The sequence below is a fragment of the Pseudomonas lutea genome, assembly GCF_000759445.1.
Classification (GTDB): domain Bacteria; phylum Pseudomonadota; class Gammaproteobacteria; order Pseudomonadales; family Pseudomonadaceae; genus Aquipseudomonas; species Aquipseudomonas lutea.
The window spans coordinates 519071-544960 of record NZ_JRMB01000001.1 but is presented as its reverse complement, the minus strand read 5'-3'; the positions used below and the strand labels follow the sequence as shown (position 1 = coordinate 544960).

The 25890-nt window shown below is 60.9% G+C and carries 23 protein-coding genes and 1 pseudogene; 13 read left to right on the top strand and 11 right to left on the bottom strand.

From position 1 onward, the window contains the following. The first annotated feature begins 186 nt into the window (after positions 1-186). Positions 187-1488, top strand: coding sequence for a Na+/H+ antiporter NhaA (gene nhaA / locus LT42_RS02255; protein WP_052075240.1), 1302 nt, complete (start codon positions 187-189; stop codon positions 1486-1488). 121 nt (positions 1489-1609) lie between these two features. Here the strand turns inward: nhaA and cydB are convergent, their stop codons facing one another. The 3 genes from cydB to LT42_RS02240 form a co-directional block, all read right to left on the bottom strand. Further along, a complete protein-coding gene (gene cydB / locus LT42_RS02250; RefSeq protein ID WP_037009582.1) occupies positions 1610-2605 on the bottom strand; it encodes a cytochrome d ubiquinol oxidase subunit II in 996 nt (331 codons plus the stop codon). Beyond that, complete coding sequence (locus LT42_RS02245; RefSeq protein WP_037009580.1) at positions 2592-3977, bottom strand: cytochrome ubiquinol oxidase subunit I; 1386 nt, start codon at positions 3975-3977, stop codon at positions 2592-2594. Before LT42_RS02245 ends, cydB begins: the two co-directional genes overlap by 14 nt. Positions 3978-4061: 84 nt before the next feature. After that, entirely contained in the window at positions 4062-5855 is a 1794-nt protein-coding gene (locus tag LT42_RS02240; RefSeq protein ID WP_037009578.1) for a thiamine pyrophosphate-requiring protein, read from the bottom strand. A 348-nt stretch (positions 5856-6203) separates the two neighbouring features. Between LT42_RS02240 and LT42_RS02235 the strand changes: the two genes are divergently transcribed. Both LT42_RS02235 and LT42_RS02230 read left to right on the top strand, forming a co-directional pair. Then, positions 6204-7133 (top strand): NADP-dependent oxidoreductase, encoded by a 930-nt coding sequence (locus LT42_RS02235; protein ID WP_037009576.1) that lies wholly within the window; start codon positions 6204-6206, stop codon positions 7131-7133. 38 nt (positions 7134-7171) lie between these two features. Beyond that, entirely contained in the window at positions 7172-7825 is a 654-nt protein-coding gene (locus LT42_RS02230; protein WP_052074963.1) for a DUF2238 domain-containing protein, read from the top strand. A gap of 11 nt (positions 7826-7836) precedes the next feature. Here LT42_RS02230 and LT42_RS02225 read toward each other — a convergent pair whose 3' ends face one another. The 4 genes from LT42_RS02225 to LT42_RS02210 all read right to left on the bottom strand — a co-directional run bounded on the left by LT42_RS02225 (position 7837) and on the right by LT42_RS02210 (position 10010). After that, positions 7837-8397 carry an arsinothricin resistance N-acetyltransferase ArsN1 family B gene (locus LT42_RS02225; protein ID WP_037009574.1) on the bottom strand — a complete coding sequence of 187 codons (561 nt, stop codon included), beginning with the start codon at positions 8395-8397 and terminating at the stop codon, positions 7837-7839. A 7-nt stretch (positions 8398-8404) separates the two neighbouring features. Next, positions 8405-9103: an arsenical resistance protein ArsH gene (arsH, locus tag LT42_RS02220; RefSeq protein ID WP_037009572.1), complete on the bottom strand. Its 699-nt coding sequence runs from the start codon at positions 9101-9103 to the stop codon at positions 8405-8407. Positions 9104-9114: 11 nt separating this feature from the next. After that, the gene (locus tag LT42_RS02215) at positions 9115-9585 is read right to left on the bottom strand and encodes an arsenate reductase ArsC (RefSeq protein ID WP_037009570.1); all 471 of its coding nucleotides are present in this window, start codon (positions 9583-9585) and stop codon (positions 9115-9117) included. 77 nt (positions 9586-9662) lie between these two features. After that, complete coding sequence (locus LT42_RS02210) at positions 9663-10010, bottom strand: metalloregulator ArsR/SmtB family transcription factor (protein WP_037009567.1); 348 nt, start codon at positions 10008-10010, stop codon at positions 9663-9665. A 230-nt stretch (positions 10011-10240) separates the two neighbouring features. On the opposite strand from LT42_RS02210, the pseudogene LT42_RS02205 reads away from it, so the two are divergent. The 3 genes and pseudogenes from LT42_RS02205 to LT42_RS02195 all read left to right on the top strand — a co-directional run bounded on the left by LT42_RS02205 (position 10241) and on the right by LT42_RS02195 (position 12252). Further along, a pseudogene (locus LT42_RS02205) lies at positions 10241-10743 on the top strand (HIT family protein). 47 nt (positions 10744-10790) lie between these two features. Beyond that, positions 10791-11678 (top strand): serine hydrolase domain-containing protein, encoded by an 888-nt coding sequence (locus LT42_RS02200; RefSeq protein ID WP_037009565.1) that lies wholly within the window; start codon positions 10791-10793, stop codon positions 11676-11678. 37 nt (positions 11679-11715) lie between these two features. Further along, entirely contained in the window at positions 11716-12252 is a 537-nt protein-coding gene (locus tag LT42_RS02195) for a RipA family octameric membrane protein (RefSeq protein ID WP_037009562.1), read from the top strand. Between the two features lie 25 nt (positions 12253-12277). On the opposite strand, the gene LT42_RS02190 is transcribed toward LT42_RS02195, so the two are convergent. Further along, complete coding sequence (locus LT42_RS02190) at positions 12278-13861, bottom strand: sensor domain-containing diguanylate cyclase (protein ID WP_081955282.1); 1584 nt, start codon at positions 13859-13861, stop codon at positions 12278-12280. Positions 13862-13967: 106 nt separating this feature from the next. Here LT42_RS02190 and LT42_RS02185 point away from each other — a divergent pair, with 106 nt between their 5' ends. Both LT42_RS02185 and LT42_RS02180 read left to right on the top strand, forming a co-directional pair. Beyond that, positions 13968-14519 (top strand): GNAT family N-acetyltransferase, encoded by a 552-nt coding sequence (locus tag LT42_RS02185; RefSeq protein ID WP_037009560.1) that lies wholly within the window; start codon positions 13968-13970, stop codon positions 14517-14519. 123 nt (positions 14520-14642) lie between these two features. Continuing rightward, positions 14643-15086, top strand: coding sequence for a GNAT family N-acetyltransferase (locus tag LT42_RS02180; protein WP_037009557.1), 444 nt, complete (start codon positions 14643-14645; stop codon positions 15084-15086). Positions 15087-15109: 23 nt separating this feature from the next. On the opposite strand, the gene LT42_RS02175 is transcribed toward LT42_RS02180, so the two are convergent. Together LT42_RS02175 and LT42_RS02170 are read right to left on the bottom strand one after the other, a co-directional pair. Further along, positions 15110-16324 carry a sensor histidine kinase gene (locus tag LT42_RS02175; protein ID WP_052074962.1) on the bottom strand — a complete coding sequence of 405 codons (1215 nt, stop codon included), beginning with the start codon at positions 16322-16324 and terminating at the stop codon, positions 15110-15112. Between the two features lie 81 nt (positions 16325-16405). Then, positions 16406-17986 carry a histidine kinase famiy protein gene (locus LT42_RS02170; protein WP_152597574.1) on the bottom strand — a complete coding sequence of 527 codons (1581 nt, stop codon included), beginning with the start codon at positions 17984-17986 and terminating at the stop codon, positions 16406-16408. A gap of 293 nt (positions 17987-18279) precedes the next feature. On the opposite strand from LT42_RS02170, the gene LT42_RS02160 reads away from it, so the two are divergent. The 5 genes from LT42_RS02160 (at position 18280) to LT42_RS02140 (ending at position 23942) form a co-directional block, all read left to right on the top strand. Then, on the top strand, positions 18280-18708 hold the full coding sequence (locus LT42_RS02160; protein WP_037009551.1) for a DUF2231 domain-containing protein: 429 nt from the start codon (positions 18280-18282) through the stop codon (positions 18706-18708). Continuing rightward, positions 18705-20000, top strand: a complete 1296-nt coding sequence (locus LT42_RS02155) for a PQQ-dependent sugar dehydrogenase (RefSeq protein WP_037009548.1) — start codon at positions 18705-18707, stop codon at positions 19998-20000. Before LT42_RS02160 ends, LT42_RS02155 begins: the two co-directional genes overlap by 4 nt. 327 nt (positions 20001-20327) lie before the next feature. Beyond that, complete coding sequence (locus LT42_RS02150; RefSeq protein ID WP_037009546.1) at positions 20328-21257, top strand: LysR family transcriptional regulator; 930 nt, start codon at positions 20328-20330, stop codon at positions 21255-21257. Between the two features lie 291 nt (positions 21258-21548). Further along, the gene (locus tag LT42_RS02145) at positions 21549-22880 is read left to right on the top strand and encodes an MFS transporter (RefSeq protein WP_037009544.1); all 1332 of its coding nucleotides are present in this window, start codon (positions 21549-21551) and stop codon (positions 22878-22880) included. 75 nt (positions 22881-22955) lie between these two features. Beyond that, on the top strand, positions 22956-23942 hold the full coding sequence (locus LT42_RS02140; RefSeq protein WP_037009542.1) for a M14 family metallopeptidase: 987 nt from the start codon (positions 22956-22958) through the stop codon (positions 23940-23942). A 696-nt stretch (positions 23943-24638) separates the two neighbouring features. Here the strand turns inward: LT42_RS02140 and LT42_RS02135 are convergent. Further along, entirely contained in the window at positions 24639-25778 is a 1140-nt protein-coding gene (locus LT42_RS02135; RefSeq protein WP_037009540.1) for a glutathione-independent formaldehyde dehydrogenase, read from the bottom strand. Positions 25779-25890: the final 112 nt, after the last annotated feature.

Here is a 25890-nt window from a genome sequence, read left to right as displayed (position 1 = left end):
CATCGACATGAAGGTTTGCACTTGCGCCCCCACCTTTTTATGATCGGCGCGGGTGCGATGTCGCATAGGGCGCAGAGCAGGTTAAATATCACGATTGGTCGGGCCGCCAACGGAGGCTCCACCGTGGCCGCTAATCAGCATCCCCGCCCTACGATCCCACTTCCCCAGCAGTTGGCCGAAAAAGCCATGTCCGCCCTGGAGCGCTTTTCTCACATCGAAGCCGTCAGCGGCATCGCGCTGTTGATTGCCGCGATCGCTGCACTTGTCTGGGCAAACAGTTCATTCGCCGAAAGCTACGAGCACCTGTTGCAAACGCAAATCAGCATCGGCTTTGGCGACTTCAATCTCTCCCGCTCCTTCCATTTTTTGGTCAACGACGGCCTGATGACGATCTTCTTCCTGGTCGTCGGGGCCGAAATACGTCAGGAAATCCACGACGGTGCGCTGGCCAATTTCAAACTGGCCCTGCTGCCTTTGGGCGCTGCCCTTGGTGGCGTGCTGATGCCGGCACTGATTTACCTCGCGATCAACCACGGCACCGAGGCTGGCCATGGCTGGGCGGTGCCCACGGCGACGGACATCGCGTTTGCCGTCGGCGTCCTGGCGCTGCTGGGCAAATCCATTCCGAGCGGGGTCCGGGTTTTGTTGCTGGCCCTGGCAATCATTGACGACATCGTCGCTATCCTGATCATCGCGGTCTTCTACACGACCAGCCTGGATTATTCGGGCGTGGTGATTGCCATCGTCGGCATGCTGATGGTGCTGCTGTTCCAGCGCATGGGCATAGGCAAGATGGCCCCCTATGCCCTGCCAGGCGCGATCATTTGGTTCGGCCTATACAAGACCGGGGTTCACCCCACGCTGGCCGGCGTAATCCTGGGGCTCATGAGCCCCGTGCGGTCGATGCCAATGAAGGAGCGTCCGCTGGAAGCCCTTCAGAACGGCTTTCACGAACTGGTTGAACGGTTCTCCGGGAGCGCGACCGAGTCCCGGGAAGTGTCAAAACCCTTGAAGGTCATCCGGCAGGCGGAGCGGGAGATGCTGACCCCGGTGCAGCGCATTCAGGCGGCACTTCACCCATGGGTTGCGTTCGTCATCATGCCGATGTTTGCACTGGCCAATGCGGGGGTTAACTTCGGGGGCGCGGATCTGCAAAACACCCTGTCTCAGCATGTATTCGCGGCAATTGTACTGGCGCTGGTCGCTGGCAAGCCGCTGGGCGTGGTCATGGCCACTGTGGTACTGGTCAAGTCGGGGCTTTGCAAGCTGCCGGGCGATGTGAGCTGGACCGGTGTCGTGCTGGTCGGCCTGTTGGCTGGCATTGGCTTCACCATGTCCATTTTCATAGCGTCGCTGGCCTTCAACGACGAAAGCCTGCTTGCGGCGGCCAAGCTCAGCGTGTTGTGCGCATCGGGCGCCGCTGCTGCACTGGGACTCGGTTGGGGCATTGCGCGAAAATCCGCCCTGGGACGCGGCAAGGCGCAGTGATGCAACTGCTGCCGGCCACTTGAGGGTGCGCCAGCCAAGGCATGATGCCGGCGTCCTGTGCTTCAAAAAGTGCTGTGTTCATTTCGACCTGCCCAGCAAGCCTGGCCCTCGTTGCCAGGCTTCAGTCGCTTTTAACCTTGCCCCGGAACACCCAGAAGCCCCAGGTGCTGTATGCCAGCGTCACCGGCACCAGCACGGCAAAACCGGAGAGCATGAAAGCCTGGCTGGACACTGGCGCCGAGGCTTCGCGGATGGTCAACGAGGCCGGCAGGATCAGCGGGTACAGGGCAATAATGGCCAGAGCAAACGCCACGCCGAACCCGCCCAGCACCGCAAACAACGGCAAAAATGCGAAGCGGTGAGAGAACGCCCGGTGGAAGCCGGCCACCAACCCGCACTGCAGCAAGATCAGCGGCAGGGTCAGGCTGGAGGCAAACAGGTGCTCTCGGTACGCAGGGTTCACAAGACTGCTCCAGACAAAAACCACCGCGGTCCCCAGCAGCGTCAGCCAGCCGAGTCGGCGCGCGCGTCGTTTTGCGACTGACTGCAACGGCCCCTCCGTGCGCCAGAACAGCCAGCAATTGCCCAGCAGCGCGTAGCCGATCACCAGCACGACGGCGCAGGTCAGAGGAAACACCCCGAACCATTCCCAGCCGGTACCGCTGAACCTGCCATCGTGTTGTTCAATACCTTGCACCACGCAGCCCATGATCAGCCCTTGACACAGGGTGGCGATCAACGAACCGCCCACCAGACTGATATCCAGCAGGCGCTTCATTCGGCCGGATGCGTCCTGGCGGTATTCCAGCGCGACCGCCCGGACGATCAGCGCCAGCAGCATCGCCATAACGGGAATGTACAGCGCCGAGAACAACACGCTGTAGGCCACCGGAAACAGCGCCAGCAGACCACCGCCACCGAGTACGAGCCAGGTCTCGTTACCGTCCCAGATCGGCAGGATGGACTTGACCATGATCCGTTTTTCATCGGGATCGCGGTGCGTTGCAAATAGGATCCCGACGCCCAGGTCGGTGCCGTCCAGAATCACGTAGGTGATGATAGTGAACGCAATCGCAGCCGCCGCCAGGTCGGGCAGTAACGCCTCAGGCATCCACATCACGCACCTCCCGCCGCTCAGCTGTTGTTTCGTCAGCGCCTGGCGTTTGTGCGGGCAGCCTGCCGATGGCGCGCATGAGATAGAAAAAACCAAGGCCGAACACCAGCAGATACAGGACCACGATGGCCAACGTGCTGCCGGCGACAAATGAAAACGGCTGCTGGCCATTGCTGTGGGCCGTGCGCATCAGCCCGTACACGGTGAAAGGTTGCCGCCCCACTTCGGTGACGATCCAGCCGCAGATCATCGCCACGAACCCAGCGGGCGCCATCACAACGGCACTGCGCAACAGCCAGCGAGACCGAAACAGCGTGCCTCGCCAGCGCAGAAACAGGCTCGCGAGCCCCAGCGCAACGATCAGCAAACCCAAGCCCACCATCACGCGGAACGCGAAGAACACCACGGCGACCGGCGGGATATCGTCCGGCGAAAACTCCTCAAGGCTTTGAATGGTGCCGGTCCAGTCATGGCGCAGGTACAACGAACCGAGATGGGGAATCGCTACTTCAAAATCATTTGTGCGATGGGCCTGATCCGGGATCGCGAACAGCCTGAGCGGTTCGCCCTGTCCTGCTTTGGGCCGCTGCCAGGACCCTTCCATGGCGGCCAGTTTCTGCGGCTGGTGGTCACGGGTATTTTCGCCGTGCAGATCTCCCGCGACGATTTGCAGTGGCCCGACGATGGCGGCCATCCACAGCGCCATGGAGAACATCACCCGTGCAGCCTGATGCCGCGGGTTTCGCAGCAGGTGCCATGCCCCGGCCCCGCCCACCAGCAGGGCCGTGCCGAGAAACGCGGCAATGCTCATGTGGACCATTCGATAGGGAAACGAGGGATTGAAGATGATCTGCAGCCAATCCTCAGGCACAAGTCGCCCGTCAGCCGCCACGCTGAATCCGGCGGGCGTGTGCATCCACGAATTGGCGGACAGAATCCAGAACGCGCTGAACAGCGAACCGACGGCCACGGCGCAGGTGGAAAAGAAGTGCAGCCGCGGGCCGACTTTGTTCATGCCCAGTAACATGACGCCGATGAAGCCGGCTTCCAGAAAGAAAGCGACCATCACTTCGTAGAACATCAGCGGCCCGAGCACGCCCCCTGCCCGGCTGGCCAATGCGCTCCAGTTAGTCCCGAACTCGAACTCCATGACCAGGCCCGACGCGGTCCCCACCGCAACCGTCAAGGCAAAGACCTTGAGCCAGAACTTATAGAGGTCCATGTAGACCTGACGCTTGCGCCACAGCCACAGGGCTTCAAGCACCATCAGGTAATTGGCCAGGCCGATGGACAACGCCGCGAGCACGATGTGAAAGCTGATGGTGAACGCAAACTGAAAACGCGCCAGCATCAACGCCGGATCCGATGACTCCATGAAGCAGACTCCACGCAAGTGATCAGGCTTAGCCTGAAAGCTCGCTCAATGATTTATCGACCGGCGTTTTCTTCGGCGTGTCCGTCATGCTCCCTTGCCGCGTCCGGGCAGCACGCTGCTGACGATTTGCTTGGCGGTCTGCTTGATGATGCCCACCTCGTCGGGGTCGCCAGCGAGCAACGCTCCGGCAAACTTTTTCGCCTGGGTCAGCTTGATGTGCGGCGGCAGCGGCGCAACGTTCGGATCGGTCTTGAATTCGATCAGCACCGGGACGTCACTGCTCAACGCCTGCTCCCAGGCACCGGCAACGTCTTCCTCGCGCTCGACATAGATCCCCTTCAGGCCAATCGAGATGGCGAACAGGTGGTAGGGCACGTCCGGGATGTCCTGTGACGCCGCAAACTTGGGGTCCCCTTCCATTACCCGCTGTTCCCACGTCACCTGGTTCAGGTCCTGATTATTGAAGACCGCACACACCCATTTGCCGTTGCCCCACTGCTTCCAGTATTTGGCGACCGTGATCAGCTCGGCCATGTTGTTCATCTGCATGGCGCCGTCGCCGACCAGAGCAATGACGGGGCGCTGCGGGTGGGCGAACTTTGCCGCAATGGCGTAAGGCACCGCGGCACCCATGGACGCCAGCCCGCCGGACAGCGAGCACATCATGCCGACGCGAATCTGCAGGTCGCGCGCGTACCAGTTGGCGCATGAGCCTGAATCGGAGGTGATGATCGCGGCGTCAGGCAACTGCGACGACAGTTCGTAAACCACCCGCTGCGGGTTGATCGCGTCCGCGCTGACCAGCGCCCGCTTGCGCAGCTGTTTGTCCGAGTCGCCGCGCCAGCGCTCGACCTTGCTCTGCCATTTGCGGTCTGTCGTGGGGGTGAGCAGCGGCAGCAGCGCAGTGAGGGTTTCGGCGGCGTCGCCCACCAGATTGACCTCCATCGGGTAGCGCAGGCTGAGCATGTCCGGGCTCAAGTCGATCTGCACGCCGCGCGCCTGGCCTTCTTTGGGCAGGAACTCGGAGTACGGGAAGCCCGAGCCGATCATCAGCAGCGTGTCGCATTCGGTCATCAGCTTGTAGCTGGCTTCAGTGCCCAGCAGGCCGATGCTGCCGGTCACCCACGGCAGCGCGTCCGGGAGCACGGCTTTGCCCAGCAAGGCTTTGGCAACGCCAGCGCCGAGTTTTTCAGCCACCGCCTGAACCTGATCGCTGGCGGTCAACGCGCCGGCGCCCACCAGCATGGCCACCTTTTTTCCGGCGTTCAGCACGTCGGCGGCGCGTTGCAGGTCAGTCTCGTAGGGCAGCACCCTGGGTCTGGAAAACCCCACGCCGGAATGCACCGTGCCATGGGCACGTGCCGGTTCTTCGTAGGGCATTTCCTGAAGGTCGTTGGGCAGAATCAGCGCGGTGACCCGGCGCTCGCCCAGCGCTGTGCGCACTGCCCGATCCACCAGATGCCGCACCTGCGAAGGGGCCGTCGCCTGATGCACGAACGCGCCAGCGACGTCCTTGAACATCGAGACCAGGTCCAACTCCTGCTGGTAGTGCCCGCCGAGCGCGGTACGGGCCTGCTGGCCGGTGATGGCCAGGACGGGCATGTGGTCCATGCGCGCGTCATACAGCCCTGTGATCAAGTGCGATGCGCCGGGGCCGGAGGTGGCAATGCACACGCCCAGCTCGCCGGTGAACTTGGCGTGGGCACTGGCCATGAACGCGGCCATTTCTTCGTGCCGACACTGCACGAATTCAATCTTGTCAGGCGCTCTGCGCATGGCGCCGAACACGCCGTTGATGCCATCGCCCGGGTAGCCAAAGATGCGGGTCACACCCCACTGGCTGAGTCGTTCGATCAGGAAATCACCTACCGTCGTCATGGGCCTTCTCCTTAGCGCCGAGCGCTGCCGTTTCAGGAACGCGAATCCACGTACGACAAAACGTGAATCGGCGGGGTTCATAAAATCTGCCCCTGTCCCGCCACACGTCCCTCGCCAGAAGCGTGTCAGCGCCACGTCCAGCATGCGCGGACCGCAGGGGATGTCGATGCACGCACTGGCGTCGCAGCGCAGGCACCTAACCGCAGGCGCCACCCGGATGGCAAAAAGCTGAACGTTCAAAACCACCACCAGTCGACATTTCAAACCGTACCGAAGGCTTTCAACGGCGATGCTCGAGCCCCACTGACAGCCTTTGCTCAGTCAAAAAACCACCCGTGGAGGTGAACCATGAAAGCCATTCGCATCGATCATTTCGGCGGCCCGCAGGTCATGGAACTCAGCGAAGTCGATATCCCGCAGCCGCAAGCCGGCGAGGTCCTCGTGAAAAACTTCGCCGTGGGCGTCAATCCCGTGGATTACAAAATCCGCGAGGGCGAGTATCCGGAAGTGCGCCAGGACAAGCTGCCGTTGACCATGGGCCGCGAGATCGCAGGAACGGTCGAAGCGCTCGGCGAGGGTGTGTCGGGTTTTGAAGTCGGTGATCGGGTGTTTGCCATGATTGGCGCCGACGGTGGGTACGCCCAGTACTCACGCGTGCCGGTCGCCCACCTGGCCCACGTCCCCTCCTCCCTGGACTGGCGCCACGCGGCTGGCATTCCTCTGGCCGGCCACACCGCGTGGCAGGCTTTGGTGGAGCATGGCCATCTTGAACAGGGCCATAAGGTGCTGATCCATGGCGGCAGTGGCGGTGTCGGGCATTTCGCAGTGCAGTTCGCGCGGGTCAAAGGCGCCACGGTGTTCGCCACGGCATCCAGCGAAAGCCTTGGCTTCCTTCAGGAGCTGGGGGTGGACCGCGCCATCGATTACAAAAAAGAAGCCTTTGAAGACATCTGTCAGGACTTTGATCTGGTCATCGACTTGATTGGTGGCGAAACGCAGGCGCGTTCCTGGCAGGTGCTGGGTGAAGGCGGCCGATTGGTCTCGACGCTTGAAATGCCGGATGCCCATCATCCTCAGGCGCAAGGCAAAACCGGGACCCGCTTTACCGCGCGGCCTGACGGACAGGAGCTTGCAGCCATCGCCGGGCTGGTGGAAGCCGGTGAAGTCAGGGTGTTCATCGAACAGACCTTCGAGCTGGAAGACGCGGCCAAGGCGCTGGACGCTGTCGCCAACGGGCATGTGCACGGCAAGGTCGTGTTGCGCATCCAGCAGCGCTGACCCGCCGAGGTGACGAATCTGATCAGTAAGGATGCCCGATGACTCAAGCAGTAAGCGCCAGCTTCGCCCATCGTGCGCTTTTGGGTTTCAGCCTAACGTTTGTGGCACTGGGGATCGCACCGGTCGATCGACAGTCCTGGTTCGTTGAAAACATCATGGTGCTGCTGGTCGTCGCCGCGCTGTGGCGCAAGCGGACCCGGCCGGCGCTGTCCCGCAGCGCATGGTGCGCGACCTTGCTGTTCCTGTTTATTCATCAGGTCGGCGCGCACTACACCTACCCGGACGTCCCGTATAACGCCTGGCTGTTGAATGTATTCAGTCTCGACCTCAACGGGGTGATGGGATGGGAGCGCAATCAATACGACCGCTTCGTACACCTGACTTATGGGCTGCTGCTGAGCGTGCCGATACGGGAGCTATCGCAGCAGATGGGTATGAATCCGCGCTACGTTTCCCTTATCGCCTGGAACCTGATCATGAGCACTTCGGCGGTCTATGAGCTGATGGAATGGTTTGGCGGCGCGTACCTGGGTGACCACGGAGCCGATGTGGTCGGTGCGCAGGACGATTTTTGGGATGCACAGAAGGACATGGCGCTTGCAGGCGTGGGCGCGATGCTGACGTTGGGGTTTATCAAAAAGCCGGAGCGAGGCCCCACGGCATCAGTCGTCAACGCGGGTGAACACCGATGATGTGCGAGTGGTCATGCCTGCACGCCATACTTCCCCAGCTCCGGGAAAGGGCAGATTTCTGCAGGCGCAGCGGTGGTAGGGCCTAACTCAAGGTGCCAGTAGCCAACGTCGTGCCACTGTCCACGTTTAAAACCAACGTTCGGGTAGGTGCCGATGTGTCGGAAACCAAGCCGTTCGTGCAGCGCCACACTACCGGGGTTCGGCTGGGCGATGCCGGCATAGGCAGCATGAAAGCCTTGGCGGACCAGAATGGGCAGCAGCGCTTCATACAGCGCGCAGCCCACACCCGTTCGACGCTCACCCTCGCTAATGTAGACCGTGACATCGACTGCCCAGCGATAAGCGGCACGAGCCCGGTGCTGACTGGCATAGGCGTACCCGACCACGCGGCCATCTCTGATCGCAACCAGATAGGGGTAGGTCTGCAACGTTGAGGCGATGCGCTGTTGCATCTCTTCAACGCTGGGTGGCTCGTCTTCAAACGAAATTGCTGTTTCGACAACAATCGGGGCGTAAATGGTCTGGATCGCCGCTGCGTCCTCGAGACGAGCCGTACGAATATCAATCATCATGAGGACCTCAAATCGAGCGCTGATTCACGCGAGCCATGAGCTGTTCTGCCGTTTCCTTGCGTTCGGAATAGCGATCCACCAGGAATGCCTGCCGGTCACGCAAGAGCACGGTGAATTTAACCAGCTCTTCCATGACGTCAACCACCCGGTCGTAGTAGGCGGAAGGCTTCATTCGGCCGGCCTCGTCGAATTCCATGTAGGCCTTGGGTACCGAGGACTGATTGGGGATGGTGAACATCCGCATCCAGCGTCCCAGCAGCCGCAGCTGATTGACCACATTGAAGGACTGCGAGCCGCCACACACTTGCATCACCGCCAGGGTTTTGCCCTGGGTAGGACGAACGGCGCCGAGCTCAAGCGGTATCCAGTCAATTTGCGCCTTGAACACTGCTGACATTGCACCGTGGCGTTCCGGTGAACACCAGACCTGGCCCTCACACCACAGCGTCAGGTCGCGCAGCTCCTGGACTTTGGGGTGATCCGCCGGGGCGTCGTCTGGCAGCGGCAATCCGGAAGGATCGAACAGGCGAGTCTCAGCGCCGAAATACTCAAGCAGACGCGCGGCCTCCTCTGTCAATAGACGGCTGAACGAACGCTCACGGGTCGATCCGTAAAGGAGCAGGATGCGCGGTTTGTGATCGCCCAGCCTGAAGGTGTTCGTGTCGTCGAAGAGTGAACGGTCCAGATTAGGGAGTAGTTCTGTCATGTGGCCTCCTGTCAAAGACTGCCGATTCGATCGAGCTCGCGTTTGAGCGCTTCGGGGTTGAGGCTGTCAAAGGGGAGCTCAAAAAACGCCCTGCAGCGTTGCTCGATGCGAGCGAGCGTTGCGCGGAAAGCAGCGTCAATCGCCTCTTCATCGCCTTTTACGTCGGAGGGGTCCTCCAGTCCCCAGTGGGATTTGAGCGCTGGGCCAAAGTACACCGGGCAGCTTTCATTGGCCGCCTTGTCGCATACGGTAATCACGATATCTGGCAGGTCGCCCTCAAAGGCGTCGTTGCCCTTGCTGCTCAGGCCGGCTGTGGCGATACCGGCTTGCTGTAGCGTCGTGATGCTACGCGGCAACACCTGACCTTTGGGAAAACTGCCCGAACTCACTGCCTCAAATCCTTGCGGCGCAAGGTGATTGAACATGGCTTCCGAAAGGATGCTACGGCAGCTATTGGCCGTGCACATAAAGAGGACCCGCATGGATTTTGCACCTTTGGCGTGAGTGATGAAGTGAGTTCAGTTGCACTGTCCGAACGTTGAGTGTGAGTGGCGAAACGTCAACAACACAGAACTTCCCGCAATGGCCGCCCCTCCATGTTCAGCAAGCGATGCGCATTGTGTTGCAGCCATTGGGGATTTGCGTCTAGCGTCAGCTGCAACACCTCACTCACCCACGCGGGAAGGTGCGGATTCAGGCGGTAATACACCCACTGCCCCTGACGGCGATCCTGCAAAAGACCGCTGCTGCGCAGTTGGGCGAGATGGCGGCTGATCTTCGGCTGGCTTTCCTCAAGCGCGAACATCAGTTCGCAGACACACAGCTCACCCTGGCTGGCAATCAACAAGGTGGCGCGTGAGCGCGTTTCATCGGCGAGACTTTTGAATACTTCCGGAGGGGTAATCATGTCGACGCGTAATCGCTGCAAAAATCGAATATATGAAAATCCGTATATGCAAATCAAGGTGTCGGGAGCGATTGAATTAATTCGCGCTTAGCGCGCCCGCCAGCACCTGACTCCGCTGTGTGTCGGGACATGACGCCCGAGTGGCGGACGTGCATATCTGAATGCCCCCAGGCGTAGAGTGCCGCGGACCTGAGTGTTACCCTCCGCTGTCACTCAATCAAGGCAGTGAAATGGACATACCGCCCCGCTTTGTCATCCACGAAACACGCCACTGGTTGATCAATCATCGAGTGGACAGCGCGTTGCCCGGGTACCTCATGCTCGGCGCTAAGTCCATGAGCCCTTCCCTGGCGGCGTTACCCAGCGAAGCGCTGGCCGAGCTGGGTGGTTTGCAAGCCATGCTACAGACCACACTCGATGAACATCTGCAGCCCAGACACCTTTACATTGGCCGTTTCGGCCATCAGGCGGGGCATTCCATCCACTTTCATTTCATTCCGGTTTATCCGTGGTTAGAGGCATTGTTCTGGAGCGACGACAGGTACAGGCTGCTGCAGACGTTTGGCTCATTGCCCGACAACGCCCCAAGACCGATGGCGCAGAACTGATGCTTTACGTCTGGAGAGAGTTTTGCGAACGCCCTGACCCTCCGCCCGTCCAAGGTCCGGGAGTGGATGAGGTGATTGCCACTCTGCGGAGCGCGTTACGTGGGCAGATGGGCGCAGCGCACTGATTGCCCCTGCTGTCGAGCCGCCCCTATCACGCATCACAAGGAAGCCAATGCTCAGTTCATTGATAGTCAATCGCCAGCCGCTAACCGCCCCGTCAGATGAACCGATAACCCCCTGGTGGAGCTTTACCAAGACGGTCCTGGCAACCACGGCGCTCTCGCTGGTTCGTGACCGGCTGATCGGGCTGGACGATCCCGTCGATGCTCAGCCTTTCACCTTGCGCCAGCTGCTGCGACATGAAGCGGGGTTGGCGGATTATGGAGAGCTGGCGGACTATCACGCCGCTGTTGCGCGGGCCGAACCCGCCTGGTCGCCGGAGGAAATGATGCGGCGCCTTGACGGTGAGCGACTTCGGTACCCGCCCGGCACAGGCTGGGGGTATTCAAATGTTGGCTACATGCTGATCAGCAGGCTCATTGAGCGGCTGACTGATCGGCCGCTGGAGGAAGCGGTCACCCAGCGGGCACTTTTTCCCTTGGGGCTGGCCAACGTTCACTTCGCTAAAACGCCGGCAGACCTCCACATGACTCACTTGGGCAACGCCTCGAATTACGACCCCGCCTGGGTTTACCACGGCCTGTTGATCGGGCCGCTTTCGCAGGCTGCGCTGTTTCTGGATGGCCTCCTCGGCGCCGATCTGCTTCCCGGGCCCTTGCTGCAGGAGATGCAGACAGCCCGAGCACTGGGCGGCCCGATTCCCGGACGCCCCTGGGCGACCGCCGGCTATGGTTTGGGTGTGATGCAAGGGTCCATGGAGGCCGGGCATTCTGTTTGCGGGCATACGGGCTGCGGGCCAGGCAGCGTGATCGCCGTGTACCGCATTTGTGACGGCGACGCTTCGGCGTGTTGCGCTGCCTTTGACGCAGGCGACAGCCAGGGCGCGGTCGAATCCGAGGTGATCGCGACAATGCTGGGCGCGCTGCGACAGCGAACCTGAGGCGCAGCAACCCATTGATTTCGCAAAGGACCCCAGCGTGAAGCAGATCATCACCCCCACCACTATCGCCGATGCCAGCGCAGAGGGTCCGCCCGAAATGTTCGGCACGGTGCGCGACCGACTCGATTTCTACCGAGATCAGATCCACAGCGAAACGACCCTGCTGTGCAGGCGCAGCAACACGTACCTGGGCGTGCAATCATTTCTGATCGTGGTTTACGCGTCCACAATGGCCAATCTGAGCGAACAATGGGGGAAGTTCTTTACCCTGATCGTCCCGCTCTTTCTCGCCTTGCTGGGCGTCACGTTATCCGCGCACGCCTGGCCCGGGATCAAAGCCTCCTACAGGCTCATCGATCACTGGTACGCCAAGCAGACGTTTCTACTGCGCAATGAGCGGTCGGCCAGCGATGACCGCCAAGGCGTGCCCTTGTTCAGCCATCGCGAAACGATGCAGAACGGCAACGACAAGGCGCTGGGCTTTTCAACACGCACCCCCTGGTTGTTCGCAAGCGTCTGGGTCCTGCTGGGCGGATTCTCGCTGTACGTGCATCTGGCGGGCCTGGCGGGATAGCACGACCCGCAGTGCAACGGGTGCTCTAAGGAGCGATGACGTCCAGCGTCAGCGGCGCAACGCCTCGCGATGACGACGGCGCGGCTGAAGCCTGGATGGAACGGCCTTCGACCCGGTTGCGACCCTTGGTTTTCGCGCTGTAGAGCAGCCGGTCTACCTCTTCCAGCGCAGCTCTATAGGGGCTATTGCGTGTGGCACTGATGGCCACCACTCCGGAACTGATCGTCAAATTGCCGATGGGGCTGGCCGAGTGTTCAATCAGCGCGTCAACGATGGATAAGCGGATCTTTTCAGCGATGCTCATCGCCCCGGCCAGATCGGTTTCCGGAAGCAGCACGACGAATTCCTCACCGCCATACCTGGCCGCAAGATCCGACGCTCGGTTAACGCTGCTGCCAATGACCCTCGCCACCTGTTTCAGGCATTCGTCACCCTGCAGATGGCCGTAGTGATCGTTGTATTGTTTGAACCAGTCGATGTCCAGCAGGATGATGGCAAGGCTGGAATTATTCCGGCCGGCTCGCGCCCACTCCTTTTGCAACGCTGTGTCGAAGCACCGCCGATTGGCCATGAGCGTCAGGCTGTCCGTCTGGGCGATGACTTCCAGATCGCCTCTGGCAATGTTCAGCTCACGTTCCGCCGTCATTAACTGCTGTATCTGTCGATACAGCAACATGCCAAGCAACCCCAGCGCCGCGATGATCAGGCCGATCATCGCCATCGACCGCCAGGCGTAGGCCCACCAGGGCGCAAATACATGCTCGCATGAGACACCCGCCGCCACGACGATGGGCAGCCCGGCCACTCGGCGGTAGGCATAGATTCTTTCGACCCCGTCCACCACCGACTGGATGACAGCCGTACCGCTGTCGGCCTTCGACAGGTAGAGCGAAAAAATATCGCCCTTGGCGAGGTTGGTCGTCATCAGGGCGGCCAGGGTAGGTCGCCTCGCCAGAAGGTCGCCGTTGTTCAACGCCAGGAAAATTACACCCTTGTCGTCGACATCCATGCGCTCGAAAAACGTCTGAAAGTAGTCAACCGGTACCGTTGCCAACGCCACCCCCGCAAATGTGCCGTCGGGCGCATTGATACGCCGACTGATGGGGATGACCTTATCGCCCGTCGTGCGGCTTTCCACGATCGAACCAATGTGAATGGACTCGTCAGTGTGCTCGCGGTGAAAAGCGAAATAGGCGCGATCACTGTTGTTTTTCGCGGGCGTATTCTGGGGGAAAGAGCTCACGATCCAGTTGCCCTGGGCATCGTAAATGAACAGCGCCTGGATGCCCTCCACGTTCTCGACGCTTCGCGCCATCAGCTTCTTGAGCCGGGCTCGCTGGTCCAGCGCCAAGCCGTCATGCTCCACCCGCTCGATGAGGTCGCGTAAGGTGTTGTCCGCCTGGCGAAAGGTGTCCTGCGCCTGTTGCTCGGCGGCTCGGACGATGTTGGACACTTCGGTTTTGGTAGAGTCGACGCGCTCTCTTCTCGATTGCGTCATCTGCCACACCGTGGCAAGAATCAACGACAGGCCGACCAGGGTAATGAAACCAATCAGGGCCTTGGTCAGCGCGGAAGATGAAAGCCTTGTTGATTTCGAGTACAGCAGCATCTGAAGGCGCCATCATATTGTCGGTTTCAGGGGCTATGCAGTTTCCATACCTCGTTGGAAGAAAGTTAATCAAACACTGCGATGAGCGTTGTGAGGAATGGGGTTTATGACCTACGCCATTGAGCATTACTGCCTGCGAACGCTTGGCCTCGATGACGCCGAGGCCCTTCATCATTATGAAAGGGTGAACCGCGACTTCCTGCAACCCTGGGAACCCGAGCGGGATGAGCACTATTTCAGCTTGAGTAACGCCAGGGCCCGAGTGGAACAGCAACTGGAGTCCATGGCCGCCGGGCGCTCGGTCTGCTTTGTTCTGGTCGACCCCAAGCGCGGAGCGATGTTGGGGCGGTGCAATTACACCCACATCATCGGGGGGGCTTTTCAGGCCTGCTATCTGGGCTTTTCACTGGCGCAGGCGCTGCAAGGACAGGGCTTGATGAAAAGATCACTGGAAGCAGGCAACCGTCATTGTTTTGAGCAAATCGGGCTCCACCGGATCATGGCAAATCATCTGCCGCGCAACGTCCGCAGCGAGCGTTTGCTGGCGTCTCTGGGGTTTGAAAAGGAAGGGTATGCCCGGGCCTATCTGAAGATTGCCGGCGTGTGGGAAGACCACGTATTGCGAGCGCTGACGAACCCGCTCGACAGCAGCGGCTGATCGCAGGATGAAACCAAACTACAACCAAACTACAACCAAACTACAACCGAACCACAACCGAAATGGACAGCGGTGCTCGCAGTCGACCCAGACCGCGTTCGCAGGCAAGCACAGGACAATGAAATGACGTTGCATCTGAGGCAGGCAGTCATCAGCGACCTCCCGGCGATCTACCGGGGTGAAGAGGCCTACATTCGCCAATGGGAGCCGCAGCACGAAGCCGCGTGGCGCTCTCAAACCGAGCGACACCTGACGCAATGGGTGGAGAATTTTGAACGGATGACCGTCGCTGTTTTGAACAACCAGTTTGCGGGCTATTCGTTATGGGCCCGCGCGGGCGATTGTGCGGAGCTCTACACCCTTCACGTAGCGGACACGCTGAGGCGCAGCGGCATCGGTACGGCACTGCTTGAGGGTTTCGTGAAAGCGGCCTCCGGGCAGGGCTTCACTAGGTTATGCCTGAGTGTGCGCCCTGACAACCCGGCGAAAGGGATCTACGAGCGCGCCGGTTTCCAGTGCACGGGAACTGCGGCGAACGGGTATCTGACTTATGAACGCCGCAGCTGATCAGCCACTGCGCGAGCACTGCCTCAGGCCGGCATGGGTTCGACGCTATCCACAAGCAGCGGCAAACGCACAGTAAACACCGTGTGGCGGTCATCGGAGTGCACGTGCAACTCGCCCCCATGGGACTCGGCGATTTGCGAGCAGATGTACAGCCCCAGCCCCAGGCCCGCGCTCTTGTTTTCGCCTTCGGCACGGGTGAACGGCTTGAACAGCAAATCGATCTGGTCGGCGTGAATGGCGGCGCCTTCGTTGGAAAACGACAGCACCATGCTTTGGTCGTCGACATGCCCGTTGATCAGGATCGGCCCGCCTGGGGCTCCATGATGAACGGCATTGGAAAGCAGATTGGAAACCAACTGACTGATCCGGCCAAAATCGCACCGCACCGGCCTGGCGGCGCCGAACCGGTAGACCACATCGGCCTTGGGATGGGCATGCCTGATCTCGGCAATCACCGGCGTCAGGGCTTCGAAAAGGTTGTCGACACGGCTCAGGTTTATCACGAACTTTGCGCCTAAACGACAGCGCGTGAAGTCGAGCACGTCTTCGATCAAGGCAGACATGCGCAGCGTGCTGCTGTGGATGGCGTCGACCAGTTTTCTGGAATGCTGCTCCTCAACGCGCGCCTGAAGCAGCTCTGCACTCAAGCGTACAGCGCTGATGGGCGTCCTCAGGTCATGGCCCAAGACGGCGACAAACTCTTCGCGCAAGCGCCCGGTTTCTTCGGCAACGCCCAGCTCGGACTGACTGTCATTCAGCTGGGTGTGCAGCTCCAGATGACTGGCCAGCAGTTGGGCGAACAACTCCAGGGTCTCGATCACGCTGGTGTCATTGAAGTTCTGCGGTTCGGGGTCGAGGCCGCACAACGTGCCGACGAATAACCCGGTAGAGGTGATGATGGGCACCGAAATATGGCTCTGCAGACGGTCTCGGGGTATGTGGTTCTCCGGTTCGTATGGGCCGTTCGCCAGCTCGCGCATGCCGGCACCGCATGCCAGTGACCGCCGGCGCAGCCGCACTTCATTGCACAGCGTCTCGTGCACCACGCGTTCGTCACCCGGCCTGATGTCCAGGCGCACCGAGTCGTCCACCGCATAGGCCACCCACTGATCCGCCGTGACCCGTGCCACCGCTGAAAACCTCAGCCCCGTGGTCTGCTTCACCAGACGCAGAATCACCGGAATCATGGCCATCGTATCAACGGGAGGAAACGGGCCTGTGTAATCGGTTTCGGACATGCGCTGGCTCACTGTCATTAAAAAAAGGCGATGATAGCGTTTCACTGTATGCACATACAGCCTGATGATCAGCTGCGGGCTTTAGCCCGACTCGTCAGGCGCTTCGAGCGCCTGTCGAATCCTGGCAGCCAGGACGTCGGGCGAGCAAGGTTTGGCCAGCACGGGAAACTCGTCTCCCACCCGGTCAGCCGGGCTCACAAATGCCTCGGCATAGCCGGTGGTCAACAGTATCTTCATGGTGGGGTAGGATTTCCTGACTGCCCGGGCCAGTGCCATGCCATTCATCCCGCCGGGCATGACAACGTCGCTGAACAGCAGATCGAACGCTCGTCCGCTGGCCAGAAGCGCCAGCGCATCGGCGCCGTTACCCGCCGTTTCGGTTTGGTAACCCTGCTCTTCCAGCACCATGCGTGCCAGTTCGGCCACGTCCGTGCGGTCTTCAACGATGAGTATCGACTCGTTTCCGGAGAGCACCCGAGCTTTAGTCTGTTCTTCCGCCAGGCAGAGCCCTGCGGCGTCTGCCGGAAAATACAGGCGCAAGGTGGTGCCCGCCCCCGCTTCAGAATGGATGCGCACGGTCCCGCCCGACTGTCTGGCAAACCCGTACACCATCGACAGGCCAAGGCCCGTGCCCTTGCCCTCCTCCTTGGTGGTGAAAAACGGTTCCATCACACGGGTCCTGACGTCCTCGGGCATGCCGCAGCCATTGTCGGTGATCGCAAGACAGACGTAGCGCCCGGCAGGCATTCCGTCGTAATGGCTGGCATCAGCTTCGGCGATATCCACGTTGCGGGTCTCGAAGGTGATCGTTGCGTTGCTGCGGCCCGCCAGCGCATCGCGGGCGTTGATAATGATGTTCAGCAAGGCCAGCTCGGCCTGGGCCGGATCGACCCGTGAGTTCCACAGGCCGTCATGCAGCCTGCTTTCGAGGATGACTCCGTCGCCCATCACACGCTCGACCGTGCTATGGGCGAAGTCCATCAGGTTGTTGAGGTTGATGACCCGCCCCTCCAACTTTTGCTTTCTGGAGAACGCCAGCAGTTGCTGAGTCAAGGTGGTTGCCCGATCAATGGCATGTCGGGTCATCGCCAGGTTGCGCTGGACGCGCCCGGTATCGAGCTCCGGCTTGGCCACGGCGCGGTCGGCCAGGTCGATGTAACCGCCCATCACCTGCAGCAGATTATTGAAATCATGGGCGATGCCACCCGTGAGTTGACCCAGCGCTTCCATCTTCTGTGATTGGTGCAACGCCTCTTCGGCATCCCGCCGGCGGCTCACGTCCAGCTGGGAAGCGAAGTAATAGATGAGCTCGCCGGCCTCGTTGTAGACCGGGGACACGAACAAGGCATTCCAGAAAGAGGAGCCATCCTTGCGGTAATTCAGCAGTTCGATGGATATCTCCGATTTGGCGTTCACCGCATCTCGAATCAGCGCAATAGCTTGTGGGTCAGTGTCGGCGCCTTGCATCAGGCGGCAGTTGCGGCCGTACAGCTCGTCAGTGCTATAGCCGGTCAGCTCCAGAAACGCCCCGTTGGCGAATATGATCGGGTTGTCAGGCTGATTGGGATCGGTGACGGACATCGGCATGCGGGTGGTTGCCACGGCCGCGAAGAAAATATGCCTGCCCGACCCCGACAGGTCTGCATAGGTTGGATTATCCACTGGGTGTAGATCTTTATGAGTGATCAGGCACTGGGCTGGTCTGTCCCGGTAACGCGCATGGCGTCGGCTTGAAGGGATAGACGTGTGCACATGCCCAAGAGTTTAATCAAAATGCGCGGCAAGCAGTTTGGGGGGACTCGGCGCTCGATAAACCGCGACGCAGACAATCGCGCCGGTAATCCCTTTGAACTTACGCTCCGCCGTCACGCTCTTTCTTATCGCTTGGTCAATGTATTGCCCGCCTTCACTCGCCTCTGTGACTGGCTCAAGCTGACGAACGATAAGGAGCTACCGTGACTGACACAGCCTACCCTCACTACCGGGTTCTACCCGGTCCGCTGCATGCGATCCTGCTGGCAGGAACGGTGCCGCTGTTTCTCGGCGGATTACTCAGCGATATCGCCTACTACAACACTTACCTGATTCAGTGGAGCAACTTTGCTTCGTGGCTGATCGCCGGAGGCGAGTTGTTTTGCGGGCTGGCGTTGCTATTTGCCCTGGTGAACCTGATCCGGGCCAACCCGAAAAAAGGCCGCCCGACGGTGTATTTTCTGCTGCTGCTGGTGACCTGGTGCCTGGGCCTGGTGAATGCTTTTGAACACGCCAAGGACGCTTGGGCAATGATGCCCTCGGGCCTGATCCTGTCGGTCATCGTGACCGCGCTGAGCTGCATTTCGGCGGTGATCGGCCTGACCAACCTTCGTTCGGGAGGCGCACGATGAAACATTCCTACGCACTGACCGCCTTGTCCATGGCACTTTTGTTGAGTGCCTGCGGCGGCGAAAAAAACACTGACGAAGCCCATGGCCCGGACCCGAAAATGCCTGAAGCGCAGCGCGGTTTGCTGCCCAGCATGAAGATCGCCGAGCCGGCTGCCTGGGGTGACCAGAAGCCGACGGTGCCGGAGGGTTACAGCATATCGGCGATCGCCGATGACTTGCGCGTGCCACGCCAGACGCTGGTATTGCCCAACGGCGACATTCTGGTGGCAGAAGGCAAAGGCGGCGCCGATGCCCCCAAGCTCAAGCCCAAGGACGTGATTGCCAGCTACATCAAGGCGCAGGGCAATACCAAGGTCAAAGGTGGCAACCGCCTGACCTTGCTGCGCGATGCAGACGGTGACGGCAAATACGAGCTGAAAACCGTCTTCGCCGAGGGCCTCAATGCCCCCTACGGCCTGGCGTATGCCAACGGCAAATTGTACGTCGCCAATCAGGATGCGCTGGTGCGCTTTGATTACGTCGAAGGCCAGACCAAAGCCAGCGGTGCACCGGTCACCGTCACCGAGCTGCCGTCGCAGATCAACCACCATTGGACCAAGTCACTGGCGATCACGCCCGATGGCAACACCTTGTATGTCGGTATCGGTTCGAACAGCAACGTCACCGAGCGCGGCATGGAAGTTGAGCTGGAGCGCGCCAGAATCTGGCAAATCGATGCGCAGACCGGCGCGCACAAACCCTACGCCACCGGCACGCGCAACCCGACCGCGCTGAAAATCCAGCCGGGTACCGGCAAGCTCTGGGCGGTCGCCAACGAGCGCGACGAGCTGGGCCCGGACCTGGTGCCGGACTACCTGACGTCGATCCGTGAGGGCGGCTTTTACGGATGGCCCTACAGCTATTGGGGCCAGAACGTTGACCCGCGCGCCCAACCGCAGGATCCCGCAAAAGTCGCTGCGGCCATCAAACCGGATTACAGCCTTGGGTCCCACGTGGCCGCCCTCGGCCTGGACTTCTCAATCCCTGAAATGGGTGGCAAATTTGCGGATGGCGTGTTCGTCGGTGAGCACGGCAGCTGGAACCGGGATAACCCGGTGGGCTACAAGGTCGTGTTCGTGCCCTTCAGCAATGGCAAACCCTCGGGCGACCCAGTGGATTTCGCGACGGGCTTTCAGGGCAAAGACGGCAAGACCCATGGCCGACCTGTGGGTGTGACAGTGGACCCTCGCGGCGCGCTGATCATTGCTGACGACCTGTCCAATACGGTGTGGCGAGTGACCCGCAACCGCTAATCCCAGACGACACAGGGCGTCGCTGCCCTGTTGTCACCGGCGGATACGCGCAGTCAGTGGTGCCGGTGGGGGGCATTGTTGCCAGTGGCCCCAGTGGTCCCAGTGGACCAGTGGACCAGTGGACCAGTGGGACCGGCTTCAGCCGGGAAGCTGTTGACGTTGTGGTCGCTCCCAGGCTCAGCGTGGGAGCGACCATCGGAAATCAAAGCACTCTTACGCTCCTCCTCCTGGCGAAAGCCGGTCCCACTGAAGCACTGCATGCTAGCCATGTACGAAGCACACCCGCTGCACGTAGTCTTCTTTCTGAACCGATATCAGGGAGGCCCCATGCAGTTGGAATGGCTTGAAGATTTCATTGAACTGGCGCAGGTGCGCAGCCTGTCGCGGGCGGCCGAGAACCGCTGCGTCACCCATCCGGCGTTCGGCCGCAGAATCCGTGCATTGGAGGACTGGGCCGGAGTAGCGCTGATCGAGCGCAAGCAGCCGCTGTCATTGACGCCCGCCGGCCTGCTGTTCCTGGACGCTGCCACTCAGGCGCTCGAGCGACTGAATACGGTCAGGGCGCAGTTTCAGGATTCCGGCCGCTATCAGGACACGCCCCTGCGAATCGCCACGGGCCGTACGCTGGCCAGCGACTTCTTTCCGGACTGGTACGAAACCTTGACCGCACGGTTTGGCGTATTCCCGGTTTCCATCGTGACCAGTGGCGCCCAGGAGGCGATCAGACGGCTCGCCGCCCGCGAGGTCGACCTGCTGCTGATTTTCTCCAGCCCTCAGACCCATCTGCTGATCGACCCTGACCGTTTCGAGTCCATGACGCTGACCACCGAGGCATTGCTGCCGGTGAGTGCGCCGCTGGCCGACGGCTCCCCGCAATTTGCCATCAGCTCGGACGGCCAGGGCCCCGTGGTGCCGTGGCTGGCGTTGTCGCCCTCGCTGACCCTGCGCGGCGCCCTCGCCCGGCACCTTGCCGGTCTGCCGCAGCGGCTGAGCCTGCGCATGATCTACGAAGCCGATTCGTACGAGGCGATCCTTGAGATGGCCCGGCGCGGCAACGGCCTGGCCTGGCTGCCGCGCATGGCAGTCAGGAAGGCGCTCGACGCCGGCGACCTGGTCATCGCCGCCGGCCCCCAGTATCAATTCAGCTTTGATATCTCGCTGCATCGGCTGCGCGCCAACCGCGGCGAGCGGCTGATGAACATCTGGAACGGGCTGCTGGAGGATGCACCAATGACGGGCGCCGAAGAAAAAATCTAAGTGCCGGTCGGGCCGAAGCAGCAGATGCCCCGGCCGCGTGCCGAGAAAGCCCGTCCGTGTGCCGAAACAGCAATTGCTCCTCCTTCCCTGCTGATCGACAGTAAGCCCCGAACCTGACGCAGCCCCTTGACCCTCACTTGCGAGCCGTCCGGGCGCTTCGCCCAGTACTCATGATTGCTGCTTCATGAGCTGATCCATCACCGATTCATAAAAAAACAAAACGCGATCAACCCGGTACGGTTGCCGAGGTGAGATCGGGGATCTTAATCGTGAATTTGCCGGGGCCTCGCCATGACCGCATCATCATCCGCAATGAACGCTCCGCTCGCCGCCCGCAAGCGTGGCCCCTGGAAAGAGATCGTCGCCGCCAGCATCGGCAACGCGCTGGAGTTCTACGACCTGCTGATCTATGGCTACTTCGCTGTGGTGATCGGCAAGCTGTTCTTCCCCTCCGACAACGAAACCACCTCGCTGCTGCTAAGCGTCGCCTCGTTCGGCATTTCATTTCTGATGCGCCCGCTCGGTGCCATCGTGCTGGGCTCTTACGCTGATCGCGCCGGCCGCAAGGCATCGCTGACGATGTCGATTCTGATCATGATGATCGGCACCGCCATGATCACGTTCACACCGTCCTATGAACAGATCGGGCTGGCTGCGCCGCTGCTGATCGTCGTGGCGCGGATGCTTCAGGGCTTCTCGACCGGGGGCGAATTCGGTGCGGCCACGGCGTTCATGGTGGAACACGCCGAGCCGCGGCGGCGCGGTTTTTTCGCCAGCTGGCAGCTGTCGACCCAGGGCCTGGCGACCGTATTGGCGGCAGGCGTCAGCGCATTGTTGAGCTATGTGCTGACGGATGTGCAGCTCAGCGATTGGGGATGGCGCGTCGCTTTCGGGGTCGGCCTGCTGATCGGCCCGGTGGGTTTCTACATCCGCAGCCAGATCGACGAGACGCCGGACTTCAAAAAGGTCGCCGCCGACACGCCGAAGAAAACACCGCTGCGCGATGTGCTGGTCAAAGGGCACCTCAGCCTGCTGCTGGCCATTGGCGTGGTGGCCGGCGCCACCGCCTTCAACTACGTTCACAAGCTCTACATGCCGACCTACGCGCTGAAGCAGTTGCACATTGCAGCGACCTCCTCGTACCTCGGCGCGCTGGTGACAGGCCTGACGCTGATGGTGATGGCGCCGGTGTTCGGCACCCTCTCCGATCGTTTCGGTCGCTTCAGGGTGCTGACCGTTGCGCTGCTGATCACCGGCTTGTCGTCCTACCCGATGTTTGTGCTGCTCAATCACTTCCCCAGTGTCACCAACCTGTTGCTGGTGCAAGCGGTGGTTGGCGTGCTGATCGCCGCCAGCCTTGGCCCGATTCCGGCGATGCTCGCCGACATCTTTCCCACCAGCATTCGCGGCACCGGCCTGGCCCTCAGCTACAACTTCTCGGTCACGCTGTTCGGCGGCTTTGCCCCGCTGATCGTGACGTGGATGATCGACGCCACCGGCAGCAAACTCGCCCCGAGCTTCTATGTGATCGGCACCGCGCTGATCAGCGTGCTCGCCGTCATCTGCCTGGGCCGTCGCATGCGCAACGCCGGTCACTCCTCAGGCGACCGTGCCTTTCATTAATTGATTAGAACAACGACCTCGCCGCCATCTGCCAGGGCGGTGGGGAATGCAGCCTTTTTCCTGCCGGAGACCACCATGAAGACCATTGAAGACGTGCGAGCGAGCCTCAAGCCCTACCCCATTGAAGTCGAGTTTCCTGACATCACGCCGTGGAAAGACAGCGCCACCGGCGTTGACTACGTGCACAGTTTCGACAGCGGCGTGGCCGGGCCGCACGTACTGATCATGGCGCTGACCCATGGCAATGAGGTCAGTGGCGCGATCACCCTCGACCGCTTCTTGAAGAAGGGCCTTCGCCCGCGCCAGGGCCGCCTGACGCTGGCGTTTGGCAACGTCGAGGCGTACCACCATTTCAACCCGCAAGACATCGACGCCACGCGTTATCTGGATGAGGACATGAACCGGGTCTGGCTGGAGAGCCGCCTCGACGGCCCCGAGCAGAGCCGCGAATTGCGCCGCGCCCGGGAATTAAGGCCGATCATCGAGACGGTGGATCTGCTGCTGGATATCCACTCCATGCACGAAGAAGCAGCGCCCATCATGATGAGCGGCGCCTGCAAAAAGGGTCTGCGGATGGCGGCCGAGTTGGGCGTGCCAGAGCATGTGATTGCCGACGCAGGGCACAAAAATGGTTGTCGTCTGCGCGACTTTCAGGGGTTCGGTGACGAGTCGAGCGCGAAGAATGCCCTGCTGATCGAAACGGGACAGCATGTGTCGGCTGTCAGCACAAAAGTCGCTCTGGATACCGCGGCGCGTTTTCTGATGCTGACCGGCACCGTGAGCGAAGCCGACGTGGCGGATTTCCTGCAACCGGTCAAACCGGCGCCGCAGCGCTTTCTGGAAGTGACCGAACCGATCGTTGCCAAGACCATGGATTTCCGTTTTGTCGAAGACTTCAAAGGGCTGGAGCAGATCAAACACGCGGGCACCGTCATCGCGATGGATGGTGATGACCCGGTGGTCACCCCGTACGACAACTGCGTGCTGATTCAGCCCTCAGTCCGTCACCTGGGCGAGGGCGTAACCGTCGTTCGCCTGGCAAAGGTAATCGACGCGCCGTGAGGGGAAGGCGAACGCGTCAGTCCAGACGCTGCGACATTGCATGCCCCGCCCCATTCGCCAGCAAGCCGGCTCCTACGGTCAACGCGTAGACCCAAACACACCGCAGATCCTGGCAATGCTTAGACCCAGACACGCCGCAGATCCTGGCAATGCGTAGACCCAGGCACACCGCAGATCCTGGCAATGCGTAGACCCAGGCACACCGCAGAGCCCGTCAGTGGGACCGGCTTTAGCCGGGAAAGCGTCGGGCGGCATACCGCGAACAAGTCACTGATAAAATCTGTATCACCTGGCCGCATTGTGACCTGATAAAACGCCGGACCTGTAGGAGCCGGCTTGCTGGCGAACGCGTCGGGCCTGCAAACGAATTACCGGGGCGACTGACGCCTTCGCGGGCAAGCGTGCTCCTACAGCGAGTCTCCATCGAATGCAGTGCTGCGTTTAGACAGAGATGACAAGGTAAGGGGGAATAACGCGGAAAGAATTAGAACACTACGGACCAACTGTAGGAGCGCGCTTGCCCGCGAAATGGGCAGCGAATTCACTGCACATCCACAAGACCGCACACGCAGGGGCGGCAAATGCTTCACCGACCCAGACAACGACCTCGCGGGCAATCCCGTCCCGCTAGCGAACCGAGGAAGGTCATAGCACAAACGCCGGGCACTCTGGCCCGGCGTCTGCAATCAAGTGCCGTCAGGCGGCAGGCTTGAGGATCACTTTGGTCCAGCCCTCGGCGCGTGCATCGAACTGCTTGTAGGCGTCCGGTGCTTCACCCAGTTTCAGGCGGTGGGAAATGATCTGCGACGGCGTCGCGCGGCCGTGGTGGATGAGCTCGGCCAGGCGACGGTTATAAGCTTTGACGTTGGCCTGGCCGGTGCGGATCTGCTGGCCCTTGAACCAGAAGGCGCCGAAGTCGAAGGCCATCTTGCCCTCCTTCGCCAGCTCGTTCTTGGCGCCCGGATCCTGAGGCACAAATACGCCCACCACGCCGATTCCGCCGGTGGCCTTGGTCGACGCCACCAGATTGTTCATGGTCAGGTGGTTTGCCTCGTGGCCGTGCTTGTCGCAGCACTGATAACCCACGCATTCACAGCCGCGGTCAGTGCCCTTGCCATTGGTGAGGTTGAGGATCTGATCGACCGCTTCCTTCTCCAGCGAGTTGATCGGCGTGGCGCCCATCTGCGCTGCCAGCTTCAAACGATCTGGATGATTGTCGACAACGAAGACCTGGGAAGCGCCTTTGATCATCGCCGAATGCGCAGCCATCAGGCCGACCGGCCCCGCGCCGTAGATCGCGATGCTTTCACCCGGCAACAGGCCCGCCAGCTCGGTCGCGTGCCAGCCGGTAGGGAAGATGTCCGAGAGCATCACATAATCTTCTTCCCGCTCCACCGCGTCCTCGGGGAGCACCAGGCAATTGAAGTCAGCGTAAGGCACGCGCAACAGCTCTGCCTGGCCACCCTGATAGGGCCCCATGTCGGCAAAACCGTAGGCTGCGCCGGCACTGCCGGGGTTCGCAGTCAGGCAGAAACCGGTCAGGCCTTTCTCGCAGTTTTCGCAAAATCCGCAGCCGATGTTGAACGGCAGGCACACGCGGTCGCCGACCTTGACGCGGTCGACACCGGCACCGACTTCGATGACTTCGCCCATGTTTTCGTGACCGAGTACACGGCCTTCTTCCATGGAGGTGCGGCCTTCATACATGTGCAGGTCGGAGCCGCAGATGTTGGTGGTGGTCACCCGAATCAGCGCGTCGGTGGGTTTTTCAATTCTGGCGTCAGGTACGTTCTTGACACTGACGTCGCGTGGGCCGTTATAAACAAGTGCTTTCATAATGTTCTCGCGTCCAGGAAATGAATGGCAGCTGTGCTGCTCGCAAAGTGTCTGGCCCGCACATCCGCAGGTTGTTCAATCGTTTCAGCAGCGACACTGACGGGCGGTCGTT

Coding starts and splice junctions, on each gene's coding strand:
- LT42_RS02185 (WP_037009560.1), top strand. CDS start 13,968: ATGACCTACGCCATTGAGCATTACTGCCTGCGAACGCTTGGCCTCGAT.
- LT42_RS02135 (WP_037009540.1), bottom strand. CDS start 25,778: ATGAAAGCACTTGTTTATAACGGCCCACGCGACGTCAGTGTCAAGAAC.
- LT42_RS02245 (WP_037009580.1), bottom strand. CDS start 3,977: ATGGAGTCATCGGATCCGGCGTTGATGCTGGCGCGTTTTCAGTTTGCG.
- arsH (WP_037009572.1), bottom strand. CDS start 9,103: ATGACAGAACTACTCCCTAATCTGGACCGTTCACTCTTCGACGACACG.
- LT42_RS02225 (WP_037009574.1), bottom strand. CDS start 8,397: ATGATGATTGATATTCGTACGGCTCGTCTCGAGGACGCAGCGGCGATC.
- nhaA (WP_052075240.1), top strand. CDS start 187: ATGTCCGCCCTGGAGCGCTTTTCTCACATCGAAGCCGTCAGCGGCATC.
- cydB (WP_037009582.1), bottom strand. CDS start 2,605: ATGTGGATGCCTGAGGCGTTACTGCCCGACCTGGCGGCGGCTGCGATT.
- LT42_RS02145 (WP_037009544.1), top strand. CDS start 21,549: ATGACCGCATCATCATCCGCAATGAACGCTCCGCTCGCCGCCCGCAAG.
- LT42_RS02230 (WP_052074963.1), top strand. CDS start 7,172: ATGACTCAAGCAGTAAGCGCCAGCTTCGCCCATCGTGCGCTTTTGGGT.
- LT42_RS02180 (WP_037009557.1), top strand. CDS start 14,643: ATGACGTTGCATCTGAGGCAGGCAGTCATCAGCGACCTCCCGGCGATC.
- LT42_RS02240 (WP_037009578.1), bottom strand. CDS start 5,855: ATGACGACGGTAGGTGATTTCCTGATCGAACGACTCAGCCAGTGGGGT.
- LT42_RS02235 (WP_037009576.1), top strand. CDS start 6,204: ATGAAAGCCATTCGCATCGATCATTTCGGCGGCCCGCAGGTCATGGAA.
- LT42_RS02210 (WP_037009567.1), bottom strand. CDS start 10,010: ATGATTACCCCTCCGGAAGTATTCAAAAGTCTCGCCGATGAAACGCGC.
- LT42_RS02175 (WP_052074962.1), bottom strand. CDS start 16,324: ATGTCCGAAACCGATTACACAGGCCCGTTTCCTCCCGTTGATACGATG.
- LT42_RS02215 (WP_037009570.1), bottom strand. CDS start 9,585: ATGCGGGTCCTCTTTATGTGCACGGCCAATAGCTGCCGTAGCATCCTT.
- LT42_RS02155 (WP_037009548.1), top strand. CDS start 18,705: ATGAAACATTCCTACGCACTGACCGCCTTGTCCATGGCACTTTTGTTG.
- LT42_RS02200 (WP_037009565.1), top strand. CDS start 10,791: ATGCTCAGTTCATTGATAGTCAATCGCCAGCCGCTAACCGCCCCGTCA.
- LT42_RS02150 (WP_037009546.1), top strand. CDS start 20,328: ATGCAGTTGGAATGGCTTGAAGATTTCATTGAACTGGCGCAGGTGCGC.
- LT42_RS02190 (WP_081955282.1), bottom strand. CDS start 13,861: ATGCTGCTGTACTCGAAATCAACAAGGCTTTCATCTTCCGCGCTGACC.
- LT42_RS02140 (WP_037009542.1), top strand. CDS start 22,956: ATGAAGACCATTGAAGACGTGCGAGCGAGCCTCAAGCCCTACCCCATT.